This is a genomic window from Kocuria sp. UBA5001 (assembly GCF_002398425.1).
Lineage (GTDB): Bacteria > Actinomycetota > Actinomycetes > Actinomycetales > Micrococcaceae > Kocuria > Kocuria salsicia.
In genome coordinates this window covers 24,298-44,362 of the sequence record NZ_DGYR01000006.1, presented here as the reverse complement: position 1 = coordinate 44,362, position 20,065 = coordinate 24,298, and the positions used below count along the sequence as shown (strand labels likewise).

Annotated in this window: 16 protein-coding genes and 1 tRNA gene; 7 read left to right on the top strand and 10 right to left on the bottom strand. The window is 69.4% G+C overall.

The features are described from left to right. Positions 1-12: 12 nt before the first annotated feature. The 3 genes from B3G12_RS03125 to B3G12_RS03115 all read left to right on the top strand — a co-directional run bounded on the left by B3G12_RS03125 (position 13) and on the right by B3G12_RS03115 (position 2,960). A complete protein-coding gene (locus B3G12_RS03125) occupies positions 13-666 on the top strand; it encodes a response regulator transcription factor (protein WP_144942804.1) in 654 nt (217 codons plus the stop codon). A 112-nt stretch (positions 667-778) separates the two neighbouring features. Continuing rightward, positions 779-1,687: an SDR family oxidoreductase gene (locus B3G12_RS03120; protein ID WP_144942805.1), complete on the top strand. Its 909-nt coding sequence runs from the start codon at positions 779-781 to the stop codon at positions 1,685-1,687. Between the two features lie 88 nt (positions 1,688-1,775). After that, positions 1,776-2,960, top strand: a complete 1,185-nt coding sequence (locus B3G12_RS03115; RefSeq protein WP_144942806.1) for a zinc-dependent alcohol dehydrogenase — start codon at positions 1,776-1,778, stop codon at positions 2,958-2,960. A gap of 96 nt (positions 2,961-3,056) precedes the next feature. On the opposite strand, the gene B3G12_RS03110 is transcribed toward B3G12_RS03115, so the two are convergent. Both B3G12_RS03110 and orn read right to left on the bottom strand, forming a co-directional pair. Beyond that, positions 3,057-3,132: transfer RNA gene (locus B3G12_RS03110), tRNA-His, on the bottom strand. A gap of 109 nt (positions 3,133-3,241) precedes the next feature. After that, the gene (gene orn, locus B3G12_RS03105) at positions 3,242-3,871 is read right to left on the bottom strand and encodes an oligoribonuclease (protein ID WP_290499050.1); all 630 of its coding nucleotides are present in this window, start codon (positions 3,869-3,871) and stop codon (positions 3,242-3,244) included. Between the two features lie 185 nt (positions 3,872-4,056). Between orn and mptB the strand changes: the two genes are divergently transcribed. After that, positions 4,057-5,631, top strand: coding sequence for a polyprenol phosphomannose-dependent alpha 1,6 mannosyltransferase MptB (gene mptB, locus B3G12_RS03100; protein ID WP_244944805.1), 1,575 nt, complete (start codon positions 4,057-4,059; stop codon positions 5,629-5,631). A 189-nt stretch (positions 5,632-5,820) separates the two neighbouring features. On the opposite strand, the gene glnA is transcribed toward mptB, so the two are convergent. After that, positions 5,821-7,245 (bottom strand): type I glutamate--ammonia ligase, encoded by a 1,425-nt coding sequence (gene glnA / locus B3G12_RS03095; RefSeq protein WP_144942807.1) that lies wholly within the window; start codon positions 7,243-7,245, stop codon positions 5,821-5,823. A gap of 235 nt (positions 7,246-7,480) precedes the next feature. On the opposite strand from glnA, the gene B3G12_RS03090 reads away from it, so the two are divergent. Continuing rightward, the gene (locus B3G12_RS03090) at positions 7,481-7,927 is read left to right on the top strand and encodes an RDD family protein (protein WP_144942808.1); all 447 of its coding nucleotides are present in this window, start codon (positions 7,481-7,483) and stop codon (positions 7,925-7,927) included. Between the two features lie 164 nt (positions 7,928-8,091). Here B3G12_RS03090 and B3G12_RS03085 read toward each other — a convergent pair whose 3' ends face one another. The 3 genes from B3G12_RS03085 to lipB all read right to left on the bottom strand — a co-directional run bounded on the left by B3G12_RS03085 (position 8,092) and on the right by lipB (position 10,814). Further along, positions 8,092-8,841 carry a DUF4191 domain-containing protein gene (locus tag B3G12_RS03085; protein WP_144942809.1) on the bottom strand — a complete coding sequence of 250 codons (750 nt, stop codon included), beginning with the start codon at positions 8,839-8,841 and terminating at the stop codon, positions 8,092-8,094. A 120-nt stretch (positions 8,842-8,961) separates the two neighbouring features. Beyond that, positions 8,962-9,969 carry a lipoyl synthase gene (gene lipA / locus B3G12_RS03080; RefSeq protein WP_144942810.1) on the bottom strand — a complete coding sequence of 336 codons (1,008 nt, stop codon included), beginning with the start codon at positions 9,967-9,969 and terminating at the stop codon, positions 8,962-8,964. A 92-nt stretch (positions 9,970-10,061) separates the two neighbouring features. After that, positions 10,062-10,814 carry a lipoyl(octanoyl) transferase LipB gene (lipB, locus tag B3G12_RS03075; RefSeq protein WP_290499045.1) on the bottom strand — a complete coding sequence of 251 codons (753 nt, stop codon included), beginning with the start codon at positions 10,812-10,814 and terminating at the stop codon, positions 10,062-10,064. A gap of 438 nt (positions 10,815-11,252) precedes the next feature. On the opposite strand from lipB, the gene B3G12_RS03070 reads away from it, so the two are divergent. Next, positions 11,253-13,139 (top strand): hypothetical protein, encoded by a 1,887-nt coding sequence (locus B3G12_RS03070; protein WP_290499043.1) that lies wholly within the window; start codon positions 11,253-11,255, stop codon positions 13,137-13,139. 239 nt (positions 13,140-13,378) lie between these two features. Here B3G12_RS03070 and B3G12_RS03065 read toward each other — a convergent pair whose 3' ends face one another. From B3G12_RS03065 to B3G12_RS03050, 4 genes are all read right to left on the bottom strand, one after another. Beyond that, positions 13,379-13,732, bottom strand: coding sequence for a hypothetical protein (locus B3G12_RS03065; RefSeq protein WP_144942813.1), 354 nt, complete (start codon positions 13,730-13,732; stop codon positions 13,379-13,381). 187 nt (positions 13,733-13,919) lie between these two features. Further along, complete coding sequence (gene sucB / locus B3G12_RS03060) at positions 13,920-15,725, bottom strand: 2-oxoglutarate dehydrogenase, E2 component, dihydrolipoamide succinyltransferase (protein ID WP_290499041.1); 1,806 nt, start codon at positions 15,723-15,725, stop codon at positions 13,920-13,922. Between the two features lie 115 nt (positions 15,726-15,840). Continuing rightward, positions 15,841-17,208, bottom strand: a complete 1,368-nt coding sequence (lpdA, locus tag B3G12_RS03055) for a dihydrolipoyl dehydrogenase (RefSeq protein ID WP_144942815.1) — start codon at positions 17,206-17,208, stop codon at positions 15,841-15,843. A gap of 172 nt (positions 17,209-17,380) precedes the next feature. Continuing rightward, on the bottom strand, positions 17,381-18,907 hold the full coding sequence (locus tag B3G12_RS03050) for a leucyl aminopeptidase (protein ID WP_290499038.1): 1,527 nt from the start codon (positions 18,905-18,907) through the stop codon (positions 17,381-17,383). Between the two features lie 215 nt (positions 18,908-19,122). Between B3G12_RS03050 and B3G12_RS03045 the strand changes: the two genes are divergently transcribed. Continuing rightward, the gene (locus B3G12_RS03045) at positions 19,123-20,052 is read left to right on the top strand and encodes a proteasome assembly chaperone family protein (protein ID WP_144942817.1); all 930 of its coding nucleotides are present in this window, start codon (positions 19,123-19,125) and stop codon (positions 20,050-20,052) included. Positions 20,053-20,065: the final 13 nt, after the last annotated feature.

Below are 20,065 nucleotides of genomic sequence, written 5' to 3'. Positions count from 1 at the left end.
TATGCTCGTGTGGTGAGTTCCGAACGTCCTGACATCTCCCTGGCCCTGATCAACGACTACCCGGTGGTGGTCGAGGGCGTGGCGCACATGCTGCGCCGCCACCCCCGGCTCGACGTGGTGGAGCTGGACTCCGGTCTGCTGCCGGAGCAGGACGTGGACGTGGTGCTCTACGACGCCTTCGCAGCCACCGGGCGCGGCACACGGGACGTGATGCGGCTGCTGGGGGAGGCCCGCTTCCGCAGGGTGGTCATGTACACCTGGAACGTCAGCGCGCAGCGTGTGGACGAAGCCTTGGCCATGGGCATGGACGGGTTCCTGTCCAAGGAGCTCAGCGCGCAGGACCTCGGCGACGCCCTGGTGCGCGTGCACGAGGGCGAGCGCGTGGTGGAGCCTGAGCCCGTGCGCGAGGACGTCACCCCGCCGGACTGGCCCGGCCGCAGGACCGGTCTCTCAGCGCGCGAGGCCGAGGTGATTGCGCTCATCACCCAGGGCTTCACCAATGACGAGATCGCCCGCAACTGCTACCTCAGCATCAACTCCGTGAAGTCCTACATCCGCTCCGCCTACCGCAAGATGGGCGTGGAGCGCCGCAGCCAGGCCGTGCTGTGGGGCGTGCAACACGGGATGGACCCCTCGAGCCAGCAGCAGCGCATCCTCTTCGCGTGAGCCACTCCCTCCCCGCTGGGTGGCCTGTCCTGCGCGGTGCCGACGGTGGGTTCGCACGCCCTGCCTCTGCAGGTGGGTGACGAGCCTCGCCGCCCCGGGGCACAATGGGCGCATGAGCGAAGACGAGTACGCAGCACAGAAGAAGGCCCAGCAGCTCGCCGGCGAGGACGGCGGCTTCCCCGAGCAGGAGCAGACCCCTCCGGGGCTGACCACGGACATGGACCCGCTGCCGGACCACGGCGAGCAGACCTGGGTGGGACGCGGGCGACTGGACGGTCTCAAGGCCCTCGTGACCGGCGGTGACTCCGGGATCGGCCGCGCCGTGGCCATCGCGTTCGCCCGCGAGGGCGCGGACGTGGCCATCAACTACCTCCCAGAAGAGGAGTCGGACGCACAGGACACCCGGCAGTGGATTGAGGAGGCCGGACGCAAGGCCGTCCTGCTCCCGGCAGACCTGCGCGAGGAGTCCCACGCGCGCGGCGTCGTGGACCAGGCGGCGGAGAAGCTGGGCGGCCTCGACGTCCTCGTGAACAACGCCGGGTTCCAGTGGGCTCGGCGTGACGGTGGCTTGCAGGGGCTGAAGACGGAGGAGATGGACCGGGTCTTCAAGACCAACCTCTACGCGCTGTTCTGGGTCTCCCAGCAGGCGCTGTCCTACCTGAAGGAGGGCTCCTCGATCATCAACGTGAGCTCCATCCAGGCCTACGACCCCTCCGAGAACCTGATCGACTACGCCTCCACCAAGGCCGCGATCAACAATTTCACGGTCAACCTGGCCAGTGAGCTGGGGGAGAAGGGCATCCGCGTCAACGCGGTGGCGCCCGGGCCCATCTGGACCCCCCTGCAGCCCGCCACCAAGGCCGGGGAGGGCATGCCCTCGTTCGGCGGGGACACCCCGCTGGGCCGCGCGGGCCAGCCCTCCGAGCTCGCCGGGGCGTTCGTGTTCCTCGCGAGCCCCGCGGAGGCCTCCTACGTCTCGGGCACGGTGATCGGCGTGACCGGCGGTAAGCCCGTCTTCTGAGACCCGCGCACCAGTACCACCCCTGCGGAGCCGCAACCGCCCCCGCAGGGGTGGTGTCATTTCACGGCGTTGGTGGTTGACTGGCCACATGCGAGCACTGACATGGCAAGGACTCGGCGACGTCCGGGTTGAGAACGTTCCCGACCCCGTACTGCAGGACCCCACCGACGCGATCGTGCGGGTAACCTCCACGGCCATCTGCGGCTCGGACCTGCACCTCTATGGGGTGCTGGCCCCGTACCTGCAGAAGGACTACGTGCTGGGCCACGAGTTCATGGGCGTCGTGGAGGAGGTCGGTTCCGGGGTCTCCAGCCTGCGTCCCGGGGACCGCGTGGTGGTGCCGTTCGTGATCGCGTGCGGCCACTGCTGGATGTGCGACCGCGGGCTGTTCGCAGCGTGCGAGACCACGCAGATCCGTGAGATGGGCACCGGCGCCGCCCTGTTCGGCTTCTCCTCCCTCTACGGCTCGGTGCCCGGCGGGCAGGCCGAGATGGTCCGCGTGCCGCACGCGGACTTCGGCCCTGTAAAGCTGCCCCAGGACTTCGAGGACGAGCGCTTCCTCTACCTCAGCGACATCCTGCCCACGGCGTGGCAGGGCGTGAAGTACGCGAACGTGGGGGAGGAGGACACCCTCGCGGTGCTGGGCCTCGGTCCCGTGGGCCAGCTGGCGGTGCGTTCCGCCGCACTGCAGGGCGTGAAACGCATCATCGCCGTGGACCTCGTGGACGAGCGCCTGGCTCTGGCGAAGAGCTGGGGCGCGGAGATCGTGGATCTGCGCGAGGTGGACGACGTCTCGGACACCCTCAGGGACATGACCGACGGGCGCGGTCCGGACGGTGTTCTCGACGCCGTGGGCATGGAGGCTCACGGCAACCCGATCGCCGAGAAGGTCGTCGCCGGTGCGGCACGACTGCCCAAGGCCCTGGGGCGCAAGGCCATCGAGACCGCGGGCATCGACCGCCTGGACGCCTTGCACACGGCCATCCACAGCGTGCGCCGTGCGGGCACCGTGTCGGTTTCCGGCGTGTACGGAGGCATGGCGGATCCCATGCCCATGATGGAGATGTTCGACAAGGGCATCACTATGCGCATGGGCCAGTGCCACGTGCGCCGCTGGACGGGCGAGCTTCTGGAGATCGCGAGCCGGTCCGAGGACGTCCTCGGGCTGGAGTCCCTGGCCACACACCATGTGTCCCTGGACGAGGCGCCGGACGCCTACAAGATGTTCCAGGAGAAGAAGGACGGCTGCATCAAGGTGGTGCTCAAGCCGTAGCGCCACCGCCCTGTGCCGCGGCGCCCGTCGAGGCGGGCCCGGGCCCGGGCATGCAGAACGCGGCACCCCGTACGGGGTGCCGCGTTCTGTTCTTCGTGGGGTGAGCGACGGGGGTTGAACCCGCGACCTCCTGGACCACAACCAGGCGCTCTGCCGACTGAGCTACGCCCACCATGCGTGCCACCGCGCAACGTTTCCGTCCCGCCGGGCAACGACGACCACTATAGCGCACCCGAGGCCCTCTGCGCGCATCCGGCGCCCGCCGCCCGCGGGGGCGGCCGCTAGCCGCGCTCGGCCGTGCGCGTGGGGGAGGCCTTGATGAGCGCGGCGACCCGCCGGGCGTCGTCGGACGTGGGGCCCGGCTCACCGGGGAACAGGATGTGGCGGTAGTAGCGAAGCTCGTCGATGGAGTCCTCGATGTCCCCGAGCGCGCGGTGGTTGCCAGTCTTCTCCGGGGCCTGGAAGTACGCCCGCGGGTACCAGCGCCGAGCGAGCTCCTTGATCGTGGAGACGTCGATGATCCGGTAGTGCAGGTGGTCCACGAGCTCGGGCATGTCACGGGAGAGGAACGTCTTGTCGGTGCCCACAGAGTTGCCGCCCAAGGGCGCCTTGCCGGGCTCGGGCACCCACTCGCGGATGTAGTCGAGGACCTTTGCCTGCGCGGTGGCCATGTCTGTGCCGCTGTCGAGCTCGGGCAGCAGCCCGGACGTCGCGTGCATGTTCCGTACGAAGTCGTTCATCTGCTCCAGGGAGGTCTGCGGCGGCTTGATCACCACATCCACGCCCTCGCCCAGCACGTTGAGCTCGTCGTCGGTCACGAGCGCGGCCACCTCGATCAACGCGTCATCGGACAGGGACAGCCCCGTCATCTCGCAGTCGATCCACACTATTCTCCGGTTTCCAGTCGTCACCCCTCCAATCTATCGCGTCGTTCCCGCCCGGTTCCCACCCGCGCACCCGACTGCGCGCGGTCGGCGGCGTCCGCACGCGCGGTAGGATCGGGCCCGACGCCGCCCCCGCGACTCTCGCGCGGCCGGCACCGCCCGCGGGCGGCCACGACCGCTACCGACGCAACGACCACCGGGAGGCCCTCGCAGTGCGCACCACGTCCAGGAAGGCCGGGCAGCCGGTGGCACCCGCCCCCGGCCACCAAGACCCCAGCTGCCTGGCCCCCGAGGACACCAGCGCGTCCTCACTCACGCGCACCGTGCTGATGGGGACCCTCGGATCGCTCATGCTCGCGTTCGGCTCGCTGGGGGTCGGGTGGCTGGCGAGCGTCTCGGGGCTTCGCCGCAACCCCCTGATCATCTGGATGCGGTTCGAAACCATGGGCGTCGTCGTTTCGGTGCTCGCGCTGGCGCTCGGGGCCATGCTCCTGGTGCGGCAGTGGCTGCGTCTCGGCCAGAAGCTCGACCCCTGGGGTCCCGCCAGCGCCCGATGGGTGCTCATCGCGATCGGCGCGTGGACCCTGCCCATGCTCGTGAGCATCCCCCTGTTCAGCAGGGACGTGTACTCGTACATCGGCCAGGGGCGCGTGATGCTCAACGGGCTGAATCCCTACGAGTCCGGGGTCTCCTCGATCGACAACTTCTTTCAGCTCGGCGCCGACCAGTTCTGGGCGCAGTCGCCGCCCCCGTACGGGCCCGTGTTCCTGTGGCTCGAGCAGCTCGTGGTTACGGTCACTCGCACGGACCCGGACGCGTCCGTGCTGCTGTTCCGCGGCATGTGCGTGCTGGCGGTCATCGCGTGCATGTGGGTGATCCCTCGCCTGGCGCGGCTGCACGGCGTGAACCCGCGCCGCGCGATGTGGCTCTCGGTGGCCAACCCGCTGTTCCTCACCAACTTCGTGGTCTCCGCGCACAACGACGCCATCATGCTGGCTCTCGCCCTGCTCGGAACCTACGCCGCCGCGGTGCAGCGCAACTGGAAGGGCGGGCTTCTCGGCACCACGCTCGTGACGCTGTCCGTGGCTATCAAGCCCATCACCCTGGTCTTCCTACCGTTCGTGGGCCTGCTGTGGGCCGGGCGCAACGCATCCTGGCCCCGCCGGTTCGTGGTCTGGGCGCTCACTCTGGCGTACTCCCTAGCCCTGCTGGGGCTCATGGGGCTGCTCAACGGATTCGGTTTCGGCTGGGTCTCCGCGGTGTCCACCCCCGGCACCGTGTACATCTGGTACGCACCCATCGGCCTTCTCGGGCTCTTCGCGCAACTCGTGGGAAGCTCGTGGGGTCTCAACGGCTCCGCCTGGATGGATGCCGTGCACGCCGCAGGCACGGCACTGGCCGCCCTGGTGGTTGTGGTGCTGATGTTCGTGGGCCGCGACACCAGGATCTTCCGGCGCCTCGCGTGGGCGCTCGCGGCCTTCGTGCTGCTGTCCCCGATCATCCAGGCCTGGTACGTGGTGTGGCTCATACCGCTGTTCGCGATCACCGGCATCCGCGACGACTGGCAGGTGGACGTCCTGTTTTTTATCACGGCGTTCTTCACCGTCTATGCCGTGGCGGACCAGCTGGACGTCTTCCCTTATCTGGATCTCAACCTCCTGGCCGCCCGCGTGATTGCAGCACTCGTGGCTTGCACCTACGGCGTGTACCTGTGGGTGCTCGACCCTGCGACCCGGCGCATCGCCCGCGCCCAGGCACACAGCCGCGGCCGCACCGCGGTGCTGTAGAGCACGACGTCGTCGTCCCTGCTTCCGGACGCCGCCGTGCCTGCCCGCGGCGGCGCCACCCCGGGGACCGTGACGGGCAGCTGGTACCCGGGCGGTGCTCTGGGACCGGTTGACGGTTCCCAAGAGGTGGAGACGGAGCGAGGGCCCCGCTCGTCACGAGCGGGGCCCTCGACCGATCCGGGTGTGGGATCACACGCCGTAGTACAGCTGGAACTCCAGGGGATGGGGGACCAGGGAGAGCGGCTTGAGCTCGTTCTCGCGCTTGTACTCGATCCAGGACTCGATGAGGTCCTCGGTGAAGACGTCACCGGCGAGCAGGAACTCGTGGTCCTCCTCGAGCGCCTTCAGGGCCTCCTCGAGGGTGCCCGGGGCCTTCTTGATGTCCTTGGCCTCCTCTGGCGGAAGCTCGTAGAGGTCCTTGTCGATGGGATCCGCGGGCTCGATGCGGTTGCGGATGCCGTCCAGGCCAGCCATCAGCTGCGCGGCGAACGCCAGGTACGGGTTGCACGAGGGGTCCGGGGCGCGGAACTCCAGACGCTTGGCCTTGGGGTTCGTGCCCGTGATCGGGATGCGGATGCCCGCGGACCGGTTGCCCTGCGAGTACACCATGTTCACGGGGGCCTCGTAGCCCTTGACCAGACGACGGTAGGAGTTCACGGTCGGGTTGGTGAACGCCAGGACTGCGGAGGAGTGCTCCAGCAGGCCGCCGATGTACCAGCGCGCCACGTCCGAGAGGCCCGCGTAGCCCTTCTCGTCGTAGAACAGCGGCTCGCCACCCTTCCACAGGGACTGGTGGCAGTGCATGCCTGAGCCGTTGTCGTTGAACACGGGCTTGGGCATGAACGTGGCGGTCTTGCCGAACGCGTCCGCGGTGTTCTTGATGACGTACTTGAACTTCAGCAGGTCGTCCGCGGCTGCGGTGAGGGTGGAGAACTTGTAGTTGATCTCCGCCTGGCCGGAAGCGCCCACCTCGTGGTGGGAGCGCTCCACCTCCAGGCCGATGTCGTCCAGCGCCACGCACATGGCGTCACGCAGGTCCGCCTGCTTGTCCACGGGGGAGACGGGGAAGTAGCCCCCTTTGACCGCGGTCTTGTTGGCGAGGTTGCCGCCCTCCTCCTCGCGACCGCTGTTCCACGGTGCTTCCTCGGAGTCGATCTTGTAGAACGTGGACTGCGGCTCCACCTGGAAGCGGGCGTCGTCGAAGATGAAGAACTCGGCCTCGGAGGCGAAGTTCGCGGTGTCCGCGATGCCGGTGGAGGCGAGGTACGCCTCGGCGCGCTCGGCCACGCCGCGGGGATCGCGGTGGTAGGGCTCACCGGTGCGGGGGTTCACGATGGAGCAGGTGACCACCAAGGTCTTCTCCACGCGGAACGGGTCCACGAACGCGGACTGCGGGTCCGGGATGAGCTGCATGTCGGACTCGGCGATGCCCTGGAAGCCACGGATGGAGGAGCCGTCGAACAGCTGTCCGTCAGTGAAGAAATCCTCGTCCACCGCCTTGGCCGGCAGGTTGAAGTGCTGCTGCACACCGGGCATGTCCGTGAAGCGGAGATCGACGAAGACGACGTTCTCGTCCTGGATGTACGACAGCACTTCTTCGGCTGATTGGAACATGGACCTGTTCTCCTTCTGTAAGGGCGTCCGATCGGCGCCGCGGCGGGTGGAGCCACCGCGAGCGTCCGGTTCTGGTGTCCAGCGTAGGAACCGGGCGTTGCCCGACGGTGTCACGGGTGTTTCGTGCGTGTAACACGCGCCACCCGCGCGGTGGGGCCCCGCCGACCGGTCAGTACCCTCCCCACTCTACCGGCGGGTGACGCTGCCGGAGGATCGGGCGGCTAGGGTTGAGGGCATGGTTTCACGGCAGGACATGGGCTCGTGGCTCGACGGCGCACCCCGCGAGGGCTCGCGGTACCCGGGTGAGCGGTGGGGGCGCCCGGAACGTGGTGCCGGCTCGATCGCACGGTTCCCCGCACGGCTGGTGGCACTAACGATCGACTGGCTGCTGGCGCTCGTGCTCGCGGGCCTGTTCCTGTCCCGCTGGAACGGCTCGGGACTGATGAACCTGGCCGTGTTCTTCGTGCTCAGCGTGCTCATGGTCGGCCTCTTCGGGCGAACCATCGGGCACTGGGTCACGGGGTTGCAGGTGCAAACGATGGACGGGCGCCCGGCAGGGTTCGGCAAGGCGCTCGTGCGCACCCTGCTGCTGTGCCTGGTGATCCCCCCGCTCGTCTCGGACGAGGACCAGCGCGGATTGCACGACCGCGCGGTCGACACCGTGCTGGTGCGCGTGCGCTGACAGCTCAGGAGGGGCGAGGCCCCACCGCCGGCGGCCGCTGCCCTGACGCCGGATTCCAACATGAGGCTCCCACGTCGGGCGTTGACATCGGGTGCGGGCACGCAAAACGGGCCGGGTCTTGTGACCCGGCCCGTTCGCCCTCGTTCTTCGCGGTCTCAGTCCGCTCAGCGGCCCCGCATGGACTTGCGGTCCGGGCGTGCCCGCATGGGGTCCACGCCCTTGGGGATGGGCAGGCGGTTCTGCAGGGTGCTCATGCGGCGGTGGACCACCTGCACCTCCTGCTTGGTGAGCTTGTTGTCGAGCCCGCGCATCGTCTTGGCGAGCCTGTTCAGAGGAACCTGGCCCTCTCCGTTGCCGGACTTGATCACGTGGATGGGCACGTTCTGGATCACGGGCCCGATCCGGCGGCGCTCCTTCTTCACGAGCTTGTCCACGCGGTTCACCGGGCCCTCCGTGATGAAGACGACCCCGGGGCGTCCCACGGCGCGGAACAGCAGGTCCTTGGACTTCGGGTCCATGGCCGCGGGCTCCTCCTCCACAATCCACCCGCGCTTGAGGGTGGACAGCGCGGCACCGGCGGCGCCGGGCTGACCCTCAATCCGGGAGAACGCCGCCCGCTCAGCACGCCGGGAGAGCAGGATCACCGCGGCCAGCACAGCGAAGGGGATGCCGATCAGCAGCCACGTGATCCAGTTGCCGAGCGCCACACCGATCAGCAGGAAGACCAGCAGCACGCCCAGGCCCAGCAGGATCATCCACCACAGGATGTTCGGCTCCTGCTCGCGGGTCATCTGGAAGACCTGCTTCATCTGCGCGAAGACGCCGGGCCCCTTGGCAGCCTTGCGTTGGCGCTTCTCCTCGCGCTTGCGGTCGCGTTCGGCGGCCTTGGCCTTGGTGGACGTGGCTGGTGACACGGTGGTTCCTCGCAGTTGCTGGTAGGGGATCGCGGTCATTCTATCCGCTGGGGGACGGGCGCGGAGATGACGACGCCGCCCGGGTCGCGGGCGGCGTCGTCATGCGAGAGCGGTGCCGACTCAGCCCAGCCGGGCGAGCAGGCTCGAGGCCTCCTGCGTGGCGGAGCCGGAATCGTCGATGTGCGAGAGGTGCTCCGGGATCTCGCGGCCCATTTTCTTCATCGCGCGGGCCCACAGCTTGCCGGCGCGGTAGCTGGAACGGACCATCGGCCCGGCCATGACGCCCAGGAAGCCGATCTCCTCGGCGGCCTTGGAGAGCTCCACGAAGGTTTCCGGCTTCACCCAGCGGTCGATCGGGTGGAACGTGGGGCCGGGGCGCAGGTACTGGGTGAGGGTGATGATGTCGCAGCCGGCGTCGTGCAGGTCGCACAGCGCCTCGTAGACCTCGTCGTCCGTCTCGCCCATGCCGAGGATCAGGTTAGACTTCACGATCATCCCGTTGTCCTTGCCCTGGGTCAGGACGTCCAGGGAGCGCTCGTACGCGAAGGCCGGGCGGATCTGCTTGAAGATCCGCGGGACGGTCTCCAGGTTGTGCGCGAACACCTCGGGCTGGGCGTCGACGACCTGCTGCAGGGCGTCGGGCTGGCCCTTGAAGTCGGGAATGAGGATCTCCACGCCGGTGCTGGGGTTCATGGCGTGGATCGCACGGATGGTCTCTGCATTCAGCCAGGCACCGCCGTCCGAGAGGTCGTCACGGGCCACTGAAGTCACGGTGGCGTAGCGCAGACCCAGGTCCCGCACGGACTCCGCGACCTTCCGGGGCTCCTGCACGTCCACCATGCCGGGCTTGCCCGTTGCGATGTCGCAGAAGTCGCAGCGCCGCGTGCAGGTGTCCCCGCCGATGAGGAACGTGGCCTCCCGGTCCTCCCAGCACTCGTAGATGTTGGGGCACCCGGCCTCCTCGCACACCGTGTGGAGTCCGCGGCCGCGTGCCATGGACTTCAGCTCCGTGAACTGGGGGCCCATCTTCGCGGTGTTCTTCAGCCAGGACGGCTTCTTCTCGATGGGGACCTCTGCATTGCGTGCCTCCACGCGCAGCAGCTTGCGGCCTTCGGGGGCGATGGTCATGGGTTCTCCTCGCTGGTGACGCTGGCGTGGCCCGTGCCCACCCGGTGCGGTGGTGGGGGCCGTTGTCGAGAGTGGTTGACGACTGGGGCGTGTCAGGACGCGGGGATGGCGTCCGGGGCGGCAGTGGTCTCCCTTGCGGCGGTGGGGACGTACTCGTGCCGCAGCATGGGTGCTGGTGCGGGGGTGGGTGGTTCGAAGGGTACGCACAAATCTGCCTCGCGGGCCGCGAGCTCCTGCTCCATACGCGCGACAACGTCCACGGGGTCGATCCGATTCCCGGTCTCCGCACCGAGAGAGGTGACGCCCGCATCCGTGATGCCGCACGGGATGATCTTGCCGAACGGACGGAGGTCGTTGGAGCAGTTCAGGGCAAAACCGTGCATGGTGGCGCGCTTGGAGACTTGGACGCCGATGGCGGAGATCTTGCGGTCCGGTCCGCGCTCGTCCGCGAGCACCCACGCGCCGGAACGGCCGGCGACGGTGGTGGCGGGCACCCCGAAGTCCCGCACGACGGCCACGATCACCTCTTCGAGGACCCGCACGAAACGCACGACGTCCAGGGGGATCGGCAGACGCACGATGGGGTAGCCCACGAGCATGCCTGGGCCGTGGTAGGTGAGTTTGCCGCCGCGGCCGATGGGCACCACCTCGGTGCCGTCCCACGGATACTCGTGCTTCTCGGTCCTGCGCCCGGCCGTGTAGACGGGATCGTGCTCGACCATCAGCACGGTGTTGCCGCGCGTTCCGGCCACGACCTCCCGGTGGACCTCACGCTGCAAGTCCAGGCACTCGCGGTAGTTCACCAGGTTCGGTGCCAAGCCGACGCGTTCGAAGTGCAGAGCCATTCGGACAGCTTATCCCTTCTCCCCAGCCTGTGGATAACGTGCGCGGAGACGGTTTCCGACGGGCACAGTGGGGTCATGAGCGAACATCGTGCCCACGGCCGGACCCGTCACGCCGGGCAGGGTCCGGGCCACGTCGAGGACACGGCAGGCGGGTCCACCGGGCGTCACCGAACCACGGAGGAACGGGTGCGGGCGGCCCGAAGGACACCTTCGGCCGCGGAGCCACTGGATCACGGGGGAGTCGTGCCACCCGCTCTCGAGCCGGTCTCTCCTGATGCTGCAGCACCCGCTGCTGCATCGCTCGTTTCTGGCCCGTCTGCGGACCTGCCGCCAGGTCCGGTCGACGGCGGGCGCACCGTTGACCGGCATGCACCCGGGGGCACCAGCGGAGCCGCCACCGCGGTTGGCGACGTGGTCGGCCGAGGTCCATCGCTTGCGGTGGAGCGCCGTGCGGCCCAGGGGGAGGGGCTGGAACTCGTCGAGCGGCTCGCGGAGGGCGGCGGCACCCGCACCTGGCTCGCCCGGGAGCAGTCCACCCGCGAGGGGTTCACCGTGACGTTCGCCGTGTCCGAGGACCCTGAACGACGCCGCCCGGTCGAGGCTGACTTCGCGGCGCTCGTCGACGCCTGGGCGCAGGAGACCCATCCCGCCCTGGTGGGCGTCCGGGCGGTGATCGCGGACGGGACGATCCACAGGAACGCCGCAGCTCCGGCTGGTGGCTCGCCCCGCGGGGACGGAGTGGACCGGGGCGCCCTCGTGGCTGAGCACGTGAAGGCTCGACCCCTCGCCGAGATCATGGGCGAGCAGGGCCGAGTGGCACCGGAGACTCTGCTGCCGGTTCTCGCGGATGCCGCCCGGGGGCTGTCACGGCTGCACGAGCGCGGGTGGGTGCACGGCGCGCTGAGTGCGCGGCACGTGCTCGTGACTCCCGACGGCAGGGCGCTGCTGGACGGCTACGGCGTTCGTGCCGGTGCCCGCCCCGGGCCTCCGGCATGGGGGCAGGCTCAGGACACGGACGCCCGCCAGGAGCTTGCGGACCGGGCCGTGGGCTTGGGCCGGGCCCACCACCACATGGACGAGGCGGGCCCGGTGGCAGCGGGTTCCGCCACCGAGGTGAGCGCGGCTCAGGACGTCCACGACCTTGCCGTCACAGGGTGGCTCGCACTCACCGGACGCTACCCGGGCCCGGATGCGCACCGGGTGCCACTGAGCCTCATGTGTCCCAACGCGCCGCGTCACCTGGTGCTGATGCTCGAGGGCGCACTGTGCGACGACCCCGCGCAGCGGCCCTCCGCCCACGAGCTCGCCACCGGATTCGACACACCTGTCCGGAAGCCGTCGCCCGCGCGTCGCCCGCCCGAGCGCATGACACCCGAGGTGATCAGGGCCGACGGGACGGTGCTGCGGCCGCGCCGTCGCCCGTTCGCCGCTGCCGCGCTCCGACTCGGCGGACGCAGCGAACGGTCCCAGGGCAGAGGGGGAGAACGCGCGCGGACGGTGGGGCAGGCCACCGCCGGGACTGCCGCCACGGACGGAGAGAGCCACGGTCCACGTCGCGTCCTTGCGATCACGGCGGCCGTCCTCGCTGCCGCAGCGATCGTCTGGGTGCTCGCGAACTGGCCCGACGGCGACGTCGTGGCCGGAACCGGAGCCACGGCGTCGCCCGCGGCTCCCGAGGACGCACGCAGCCCCGATGAGGCGCGCGGCTTCGAGGTGAGCGCCAACCCGTCCGGAACCAGCGGAGCCGGGGGAAACACCGATGAATCCGCGTCGCGGGATGCTGGGGGGACCGGCGGCGGGTCACCTCGCCAGGTGGCACCCTCGGCGTCCGGGGGATCGTCCGCGGGTACGGGAACGGCTCCGGGAGAGAGCATGCAGGACAAGGACCGGGAGGCTCGCGGGGCCGTGGGAGACCTCGTGGCCCGGAGGGCGGCCGCGCTCGCGGCCGGTGACGAGGCCGCCGCGGAGGCGGTGTACGTCCCGCGGTCCGGTCTCGCGGCCCGTGACAAGGACCTGATACGTCGAGCGGCTGCGCGGGGCGGGGCGGATGCCGGCACGACAGAGCTCTCAGAACTCCGGATGGAGGTCGTCTCACTTGCCGAGCAGAAGCCGGACACGGCGGCGCGCCTCTCACCCGCCGACGCTGCCCGCACGAGGACCTACAACGCCGAGGTGGTCACCCGGGGCTGGCGTGGCACACTGCCCACGGGATCCGCCTTGACAGGGGACGGGGACCTGGCCAGGCAACGGCTGCGCATCACCATCACGGCGACAGCGCAGGGCTGGCGTCTCGCGGACGTCACCCCGCTCACCGCGCCGGGGTGACCGGCCACGACCGGGGGCGAGCCGAAGCCGCTGCCACGGACGGCGGCGTGCGGAGGCCGACGACACGGGGACGAGGGGCGGGTGCGTCGACCAGTGGGGGAACGGCGGCGGCACGAGCTGAAGGGACGTCGATCAGTGGTGGGCGGCCTACGGCACCGTCCGCGGGAACTTGGACGAAAGGGCAAGAAACGCCGAACGCCCGGGTGAGGGCACCCGGGCGTTCGTCAGCTGTCAGCGGCTCACCAGAAGACGGCCACCGCCGCGTTGATGAGGGCCATGCCGCCCACCGCGTGGGCGAGTCCGGTGGACACCGGCTCGCCCCGCTGGGTCTTGCGCATGCCGATGAACGCGGCGACTAGCACCACCAGGAGGATGACGAACTTCACGCCGATCTTGGCGAAGTTGAGGCTGTCGTGGCCGCCGCTCATCTCACGGATACCCACCATGACGAGGCCCGTGACGAGCATCAGCACAGCGGCCCAGAACTGGCTGACCGTGACGGTGGGAGTCTTCATGGTGTAGATCCAGGTGCCGACTATGACGGCCACACCCACGATGTGAAGGAAGAGCATGAGGCTGAGAAGAAAGGTCATGCTTCGAGGGTAACCGAGTGTCGCCTGAACCATTGACACCTGCCGGGGCGTGGGGGTAGGCAAACACACTCGAGAACGACAGCGGGCCCGGACCACCGGGTGCACACGGCACGCGACAGCCCGGGCCCGCGGGCACCGGGATGGCGGTGAGGTCGAGGACCCCGTCCTCACCGCCGAGCGGTCAGGCTCAGAGACCCACCTCGGACTCGAACTGACCGGCCTCGAGGCGCTTCTTGAGGGTACTCAAGAAGCGGCCGGCGTCCGCGCCGTCCACGAGCCGGTGGTCGTAGGTCAGGGACAGGTAGCACATGTGACGGATGGCGATGGTGTCGTTGCCGTCCGCGTCCGCGATGACCATGGGCCGCTTCACGATCGAGCCCGTGCCCAGGATGCCGACCTGGGGCTGGTTGATGATCGGCGTGTCGAACAGCGCGCCGAAGGACCCGATGTTCGTGATCGTGAACGTCCCACCGGTCAGGGCATCCGGCGAGATGCTGCCGTCCTTGGCGGCACCACCGAGCTCGGCGATCTGCTTGGCGAGACCGCCGAGGTTCAGATCGCCGGCGTTCTTGACCACCGGCACGAGGAGTCCGCGCGGGGTGTCCACGGCGATGGCGATGTCCTCGGAGGAGTTGTAGACGATCTCCTTGGAGTCTTCCTTGAACATCGCGTTCAGCACGGGGTGCGCCTGCAGGGCTTCGGCCACGGCCTTCGCGAAGAAGGGCATGAAGGTGAGCTTGGCGCCCTCGCGCTTCTGGAACTGGTCCTTGACCTTCTGCCGCAGCTGCGCGACACGGGTCATGTCCACCTCGGTGACCTGCGTGAGCTGCGCCGAGACCTCGAGGGACTCGCGCATCCGCTTGGCAATGGTCATGCGGATGCGCGGGGCCTTCTCGGTGGTGCCGCGCTTGGGGTCGGCCGCCGGGGCAGCGGCCGGAGCAGCCTTGCCGGAGCTCTGCGTGGACACAGCCGGGGACATGTCCGCTCCGGTATCCGTGGTGGCGGGCGCCACGGACTTCTCGGCCTTCTCCGCGGCGGACAGGACGTCCTGCTTGCGGATGCGGCCCCCCACGCCGGTGCCGGAGATCGTGGAGAGATCCACGTTCTTCTCGCGGGCCAGCTTGCGCACGAGCGGCGTCACGTACCCGGGCACATCCTTGCCCGCGGACGGGGCGGACTCGGCCGGCTTCGACGGCGTCTTCTCCGACTCGGACTCAGCCGTGGGCGCCTGAGAAGTCTTCGCCTCGGCGGCCTGTTCGGTGTTCTCTCCGGAGTCGGCGGCGGTTGCGGCGTCCTCGATTGCTTCGGCCTTGGTCTCTCCGGACTGGTCGGAGGAGCCGTTGTCCGAAGAGCCGTTGTCGGAGTCGGAGGACCCGGCGGTGGACTCGTCGCCGACGATCGCCAGCACCTGGCCGACCTCGGCGTCCTCGTCCTCCTGGACCTTGATCTCCAGCAGGGTGCCGGCCACGGGGGAGGGGACCTCGGTGTCGACCTTGTCGGTGGAGACCTCAAGCAGGGGCTCATCGACCTCGATGGTTTCGCCGACCTGCTTGAGCCAGCGGGTCACGGTGCCCTCGGTCACGGACTCGCCGAGTGCGGGAAGGGTGACCTCCACCGAGTTGGCCGAGGCCTGCTTCGTGTCAGCCTTGGGCGCCTGCTCGGGCTCGCTCTTCTGCTCGGCGGGTTCCCCGGAAGCCTTCGCCGGGGCGTCGTCCTGCGTGGCGGCGTCGTCGGAACCGGAGTCGCCGGAACCGGAGCCGTCGCCGATGACGACCAACGCACCACCGACCTCGACGTCCTCGTCCTCCTCGACCAGGATCTTCTCGATCACACCGGCCACGGGGGAGGGGACCTCGGTGTCGACCTTGTCCGTTGAGACCTCCAGCAGGGGCTCGTCCACGGCCACTTCGTCGCCCACCTGCTTCAGCCAGCGGGTCACGGTACCTTCGGTGACAGACTCGCCCAGTGCGGGCAGGTTCACGGTTTCAGACATTGTTTCGTCCGTCCCTCTCTCAAGATTCGAAAAGTGTGCGGGGGGCCTGGGTGCGGGCCCCCGCGGAGTTGGGAACCGGGCGCCAGCCCGAGGGTGGGCACCCGGTTCCAGTGGATCAGCCGTGCAACGGGATACCGGCCAGTGCCATGGCCGCCTCACCGATGGCCTCATTCTGTGTGGGGTGGGCGTGGACGAACGCCGCCACGTCCTCCGGGTAGGCCTCCCAGTTCACCATGAGCTGGCCCTCGCCGATCTGCTCGCTGATGCGGGTGCCGATCGCGTGGAAGCCGACGATGGGGCCGTCCTTCTCGCGCACCAGCTTGATGAAGCCGCCGGTGCCGAGAATCGAGCTCTTACCGTTGCCTGCCAGGTTGTACTCGAAGGTCTCCACGTTGTCCTTGCCGAACTTCTCCTCGGCCTTGGGCTGCGAGTAGCCCACGGACGCGATCTCCGGCTCCGTGAAGGTGACCTTGGGGACGTTGATGTCCGGGACGACCACGGGGTTCAGCCCGGCGATCTCCTCGGCCACGAAGCGGCCCTGCTGGTAGCCGCGGTGTGCCAGCTGCACGCCGGGGACGATGTCGCCGATCGCATAGATGCTGCCCACGCCCGTGTGCAGCCGCTCGTTCGGGGTCACGAAACCGCGGTCCATGGGGATGCCCTGCTCCTCGAAGCCCATGTCCGCGGTGTTGGGGCCGCGGCCCACGGCCACGAGCACGACGTCGGCCTCGAACTCCTTGCCATCCGCGAGGGTGACCTTGGCACCGTCGTCGTTCTGCTCGACCTTCTCGAAGAACGTGCCGAGGTTGTACTTGATGCCGCGCTTCTTGAACTCGCGCTCGAGCGTCTTGATGATGGCGGGGTCCTCGTTGGCGACGAGGTGGGGCAGGCCCTCGATCACGGTGACGTCCACGCCGAAGGAACGCCACATGGAGGCGAACTCGCAGCCGATGACGCCGCCGCCCAGAACGATCGCGGACTTGGGCACGAAGTCGATCTCCAGGGCCTCCGTGGAGGTCATCACGCGGCCCCCGATCTCGATGCCGAGGGTCTTGGAGACCGAGCCGGTGGCCAGGATGATGTGCTTGCCGGTGTAGGTGGTGCCGTCCACGTCGATCGTGTTGGGCCCGGTGAGCTTGCCGTTGCCAGCGATGACGTCCACCTTGCGCATCTTCATGAGCCCGGTCAGACCCTTGTACTTGCCCTGCACGATCTTGTTCTTGTAGTCGCGCACCGCACCCATGTCGATGGACTCGAGGGTGGCCTTGATGCCGTACTTCTCGGACTCCCGGGCGCCCTCGGCCAGCTCAGCCGAGTGCAGGTACGCCTTCGTGGGGATGCAGCCCCAATGCAGGCACGTGCCGCCGAGCTTCTCCTTCTCGACCAGAGCCACGCTGTAGCCCAACTGGACTGCGCGCAGTGCTGCGGAGTATCCGGCGGATCCTCCGCCCAGGACCAGGATGTCGTATTGGTTGTCGGCCACGTTGGCTCCTCGGGGTTCGAGTGCTTGGTTAGGGTGCCCGCCCGAGGCCCGATCCGGGGTCTGTGAAGGGCGGTCACGGTTGGGGTCCAGCCTAACGCCACGCCCGGGGGCCCACCATGTATTGCGTGCCGGTGGGCCCCCGCTGCGTGGCGTGTCCGCGATGGGCAGAAGCCTACTCGGCGTGCTCCCGCGCAATCGCCAACAGGGTTCGGACGCCGAAACCTGTCCCCTCCTTGGGTGTGTAGCCCCACGGCTGGGACTCGTTGAACGACGGCCCGGCGATGTCGATGTGGGCCCAGGGGATCCTGCGCCCGCGGTGCTCCGGGACGAACTCCCGCAAAAACAGCCCGGCTACGAGCATCCCGCCGTGCTTGTCACCGATGTTCTTCAGGTCCGCGACGAATGAGTCGAGCGAGGGCCGCAGGTGCTCGGGCAGCGGCATGGGCCACGCCGGCTCGCCCGCACGGGTGGCGGCCCGCACGGCGAGGTCGCGGGCGGCGTCGTCGCCCATCACGCCGGCGGTGCGGACACCGAGGGCTGCCATCTGCGCGCCGGTCAGGGTGGCGATGTCCACGATGGCGTCCGGGTGCTCCTGCCCGGCGGCCCACAGGCCGTCGGCGAGGACGAGACGGCCCTCGGCGTCCGTGTTCAGCACCTCGACGGTGTGCCCGCTGTGCATGGTGAGAACATCGCCGGGGCGGGTCGCGGAGCCCGAGGGCAGGTTCTCGGCGAGGCACAGCCAGCCGGTCACGGCCACGGGAAGCTCCAGTGCGGCCGCGGCGAGGACTGTGCTCAGCACGGCGGCCGCGCCGGCCATGTCCGACTTCATCGTCATCATGGAGGCCGGGGGCTTCAGGGAGAGGCCGCCGGAGTCGAACGTGATGCCCTTGCCCACGAGCGCCACGTGCTTCTTGGCGCGGGACGGGGCCCAGTGCACCTTCACCAGGCGCGGTCCGTTGACCGAGCCGGCACCCACGCCGAGCAGGCCGCCGTAGTTGCCGCGGGTGAGCTCCTTCTCCGCGAGGACCTCCACCGAGACCTTCGTGCCCTTCGCAGCGGTGCGGGCCACGTCCGCCACGAACTCGGGGGTCGCGGTGTCCGGGGAGAGGTCCACGAGCGTGCGGGCCAGGCGCACGGCTCGCGCCACGTGCGCCGCGCGCTGGAGGGCGGGCCCGGCATCCTTGCCGAGGTTCTTGGCAACCGCCACGGCGGCGGAGGCCAGCGGTGCGTCGTCGTCGGAGAGGGTCCGGGACTTCTGAGCGGTGTAGTGGAACGCGCCGAGCGCGACGCCCTCGGCGACGGCCTGGGCGTCCTCGGCGCCGGTCACGGGCAGCGCGACGGTCGCGGACGCTGCCCGCCCCTGGAGGGCACGGGTGGCGGCACCGGCGGCGCGGCGCAGGTTCTCGCGGCGCTCGTCCGCCTCACCGCGGCCGAGTCCCACGAAGAGGACGTCGCCCGCGCGGACGTCGTCGGGTGCGGGCACCACGACGACGCTCTCGAGGCTGCCGCGCGCACCGGCGCGCTCGGCGAGCTCGTTCAGACGACGGCGCAGGCCCCCCTTGACGTCGCCCGGAACCGCGACGGCGCCGTCATGGGAGACGCCGAGGACCAGTGCGTCCGCGGGGGCGTCCCCGAGGGGCTTGGTGGTGACGGTGAGCTGCACCTCGTGGGTGGCGAGGATCTCCTGCGGTGTGGTCACTGTGGCGTCCTTTCACGGATGTCCTGGAAACGGGGCCGGGCCGCACGGGTGGTGCGACGGCCCCGGGCGCGGTGCGCCCACGTGTGACCGATCCTAACGACCCGCGGTGACGCGCACCGGGGAATAGGCGGTGCCCGGGATCGCGTTGTACCACCACGAGCCGGTTTCGGCCCCGTTTCCGGGGCGCACGGCGCACGAGCCCACAAGGAGGAGATGTGCTGGATCCCACGGCCCTGTACCTGGGCAATCCCGCGTTGCTGAGCGATGAGAGGCTGCGCGGCCTGCCCCTGATCGTCGCGCTGTCCGGGTACGTGGAGGCGGGTCACCTTGCCGGACAGATCGAGGCCGTCGTCCTCGACTCCATGCCCAGCGAGACCGTCGTCCGCTTCGACCTGGATCAGCTCTACGACTACCGCTCCCGGCGGCCCCGCGTGACGTTTGCCGAGGACCACTTCGAGGACTGGGAAGCTCCGGAACTGAACCTCCACGTGGTCACGGACGGGCTGGACCGCCACTTCCTGCTGCTCACCGGCCCCGAGCCGGACACCCAGTGGGAGCGCTTTGCGGCCGCCGTGGTGGGACTCGCGCAACGGTTGCGCGTGAGCCTGGTGGCGCTGGTGAGTGGGATCCCCATGCCGGTTCCCCACACGCGGCCCGTGCTGGTCTCAGCGCACGGGCCCCGCGCGGATCTGCTGCCCCGCACGGACGGCAGCAAGCCCACCTTCGAGATCAGCGCGTCCGCGTCCCACCTGCTCGAGCTGCGGCTGCAGGAGGGCGGGATCGACCACGTGGGACTGTCCGTTCATGTCCCCCAGTACCTCGCGGAGTCCTACCTCCCGCAGGCGGCGGTCGCGGCCCTGGAGTACCTCAGCGCCGTCACCGGTCGCACGCTGCCCACGGATGAGCTGCGCGAGGCCTCCCGGGACGTGGTCCGCCAGATCGACGAGCAGGCGGGCTCCTCCCCTGAGGTCCAGGCCGTGATCGAGAACATGGAACGGCGATACGATGACGTGGTGGACGCGTCCGCCCGCCGCTCAATCCTCGCCGGGCCCGACGACGCCGACCTCCCCGATGCCGACGACCTCGGTGCCGCCGCAGAGGCGTTCCTGGCCGGTCGCAGCGACCCGGAGGACCACCAGCAGTAGAGGACCCGTGGCC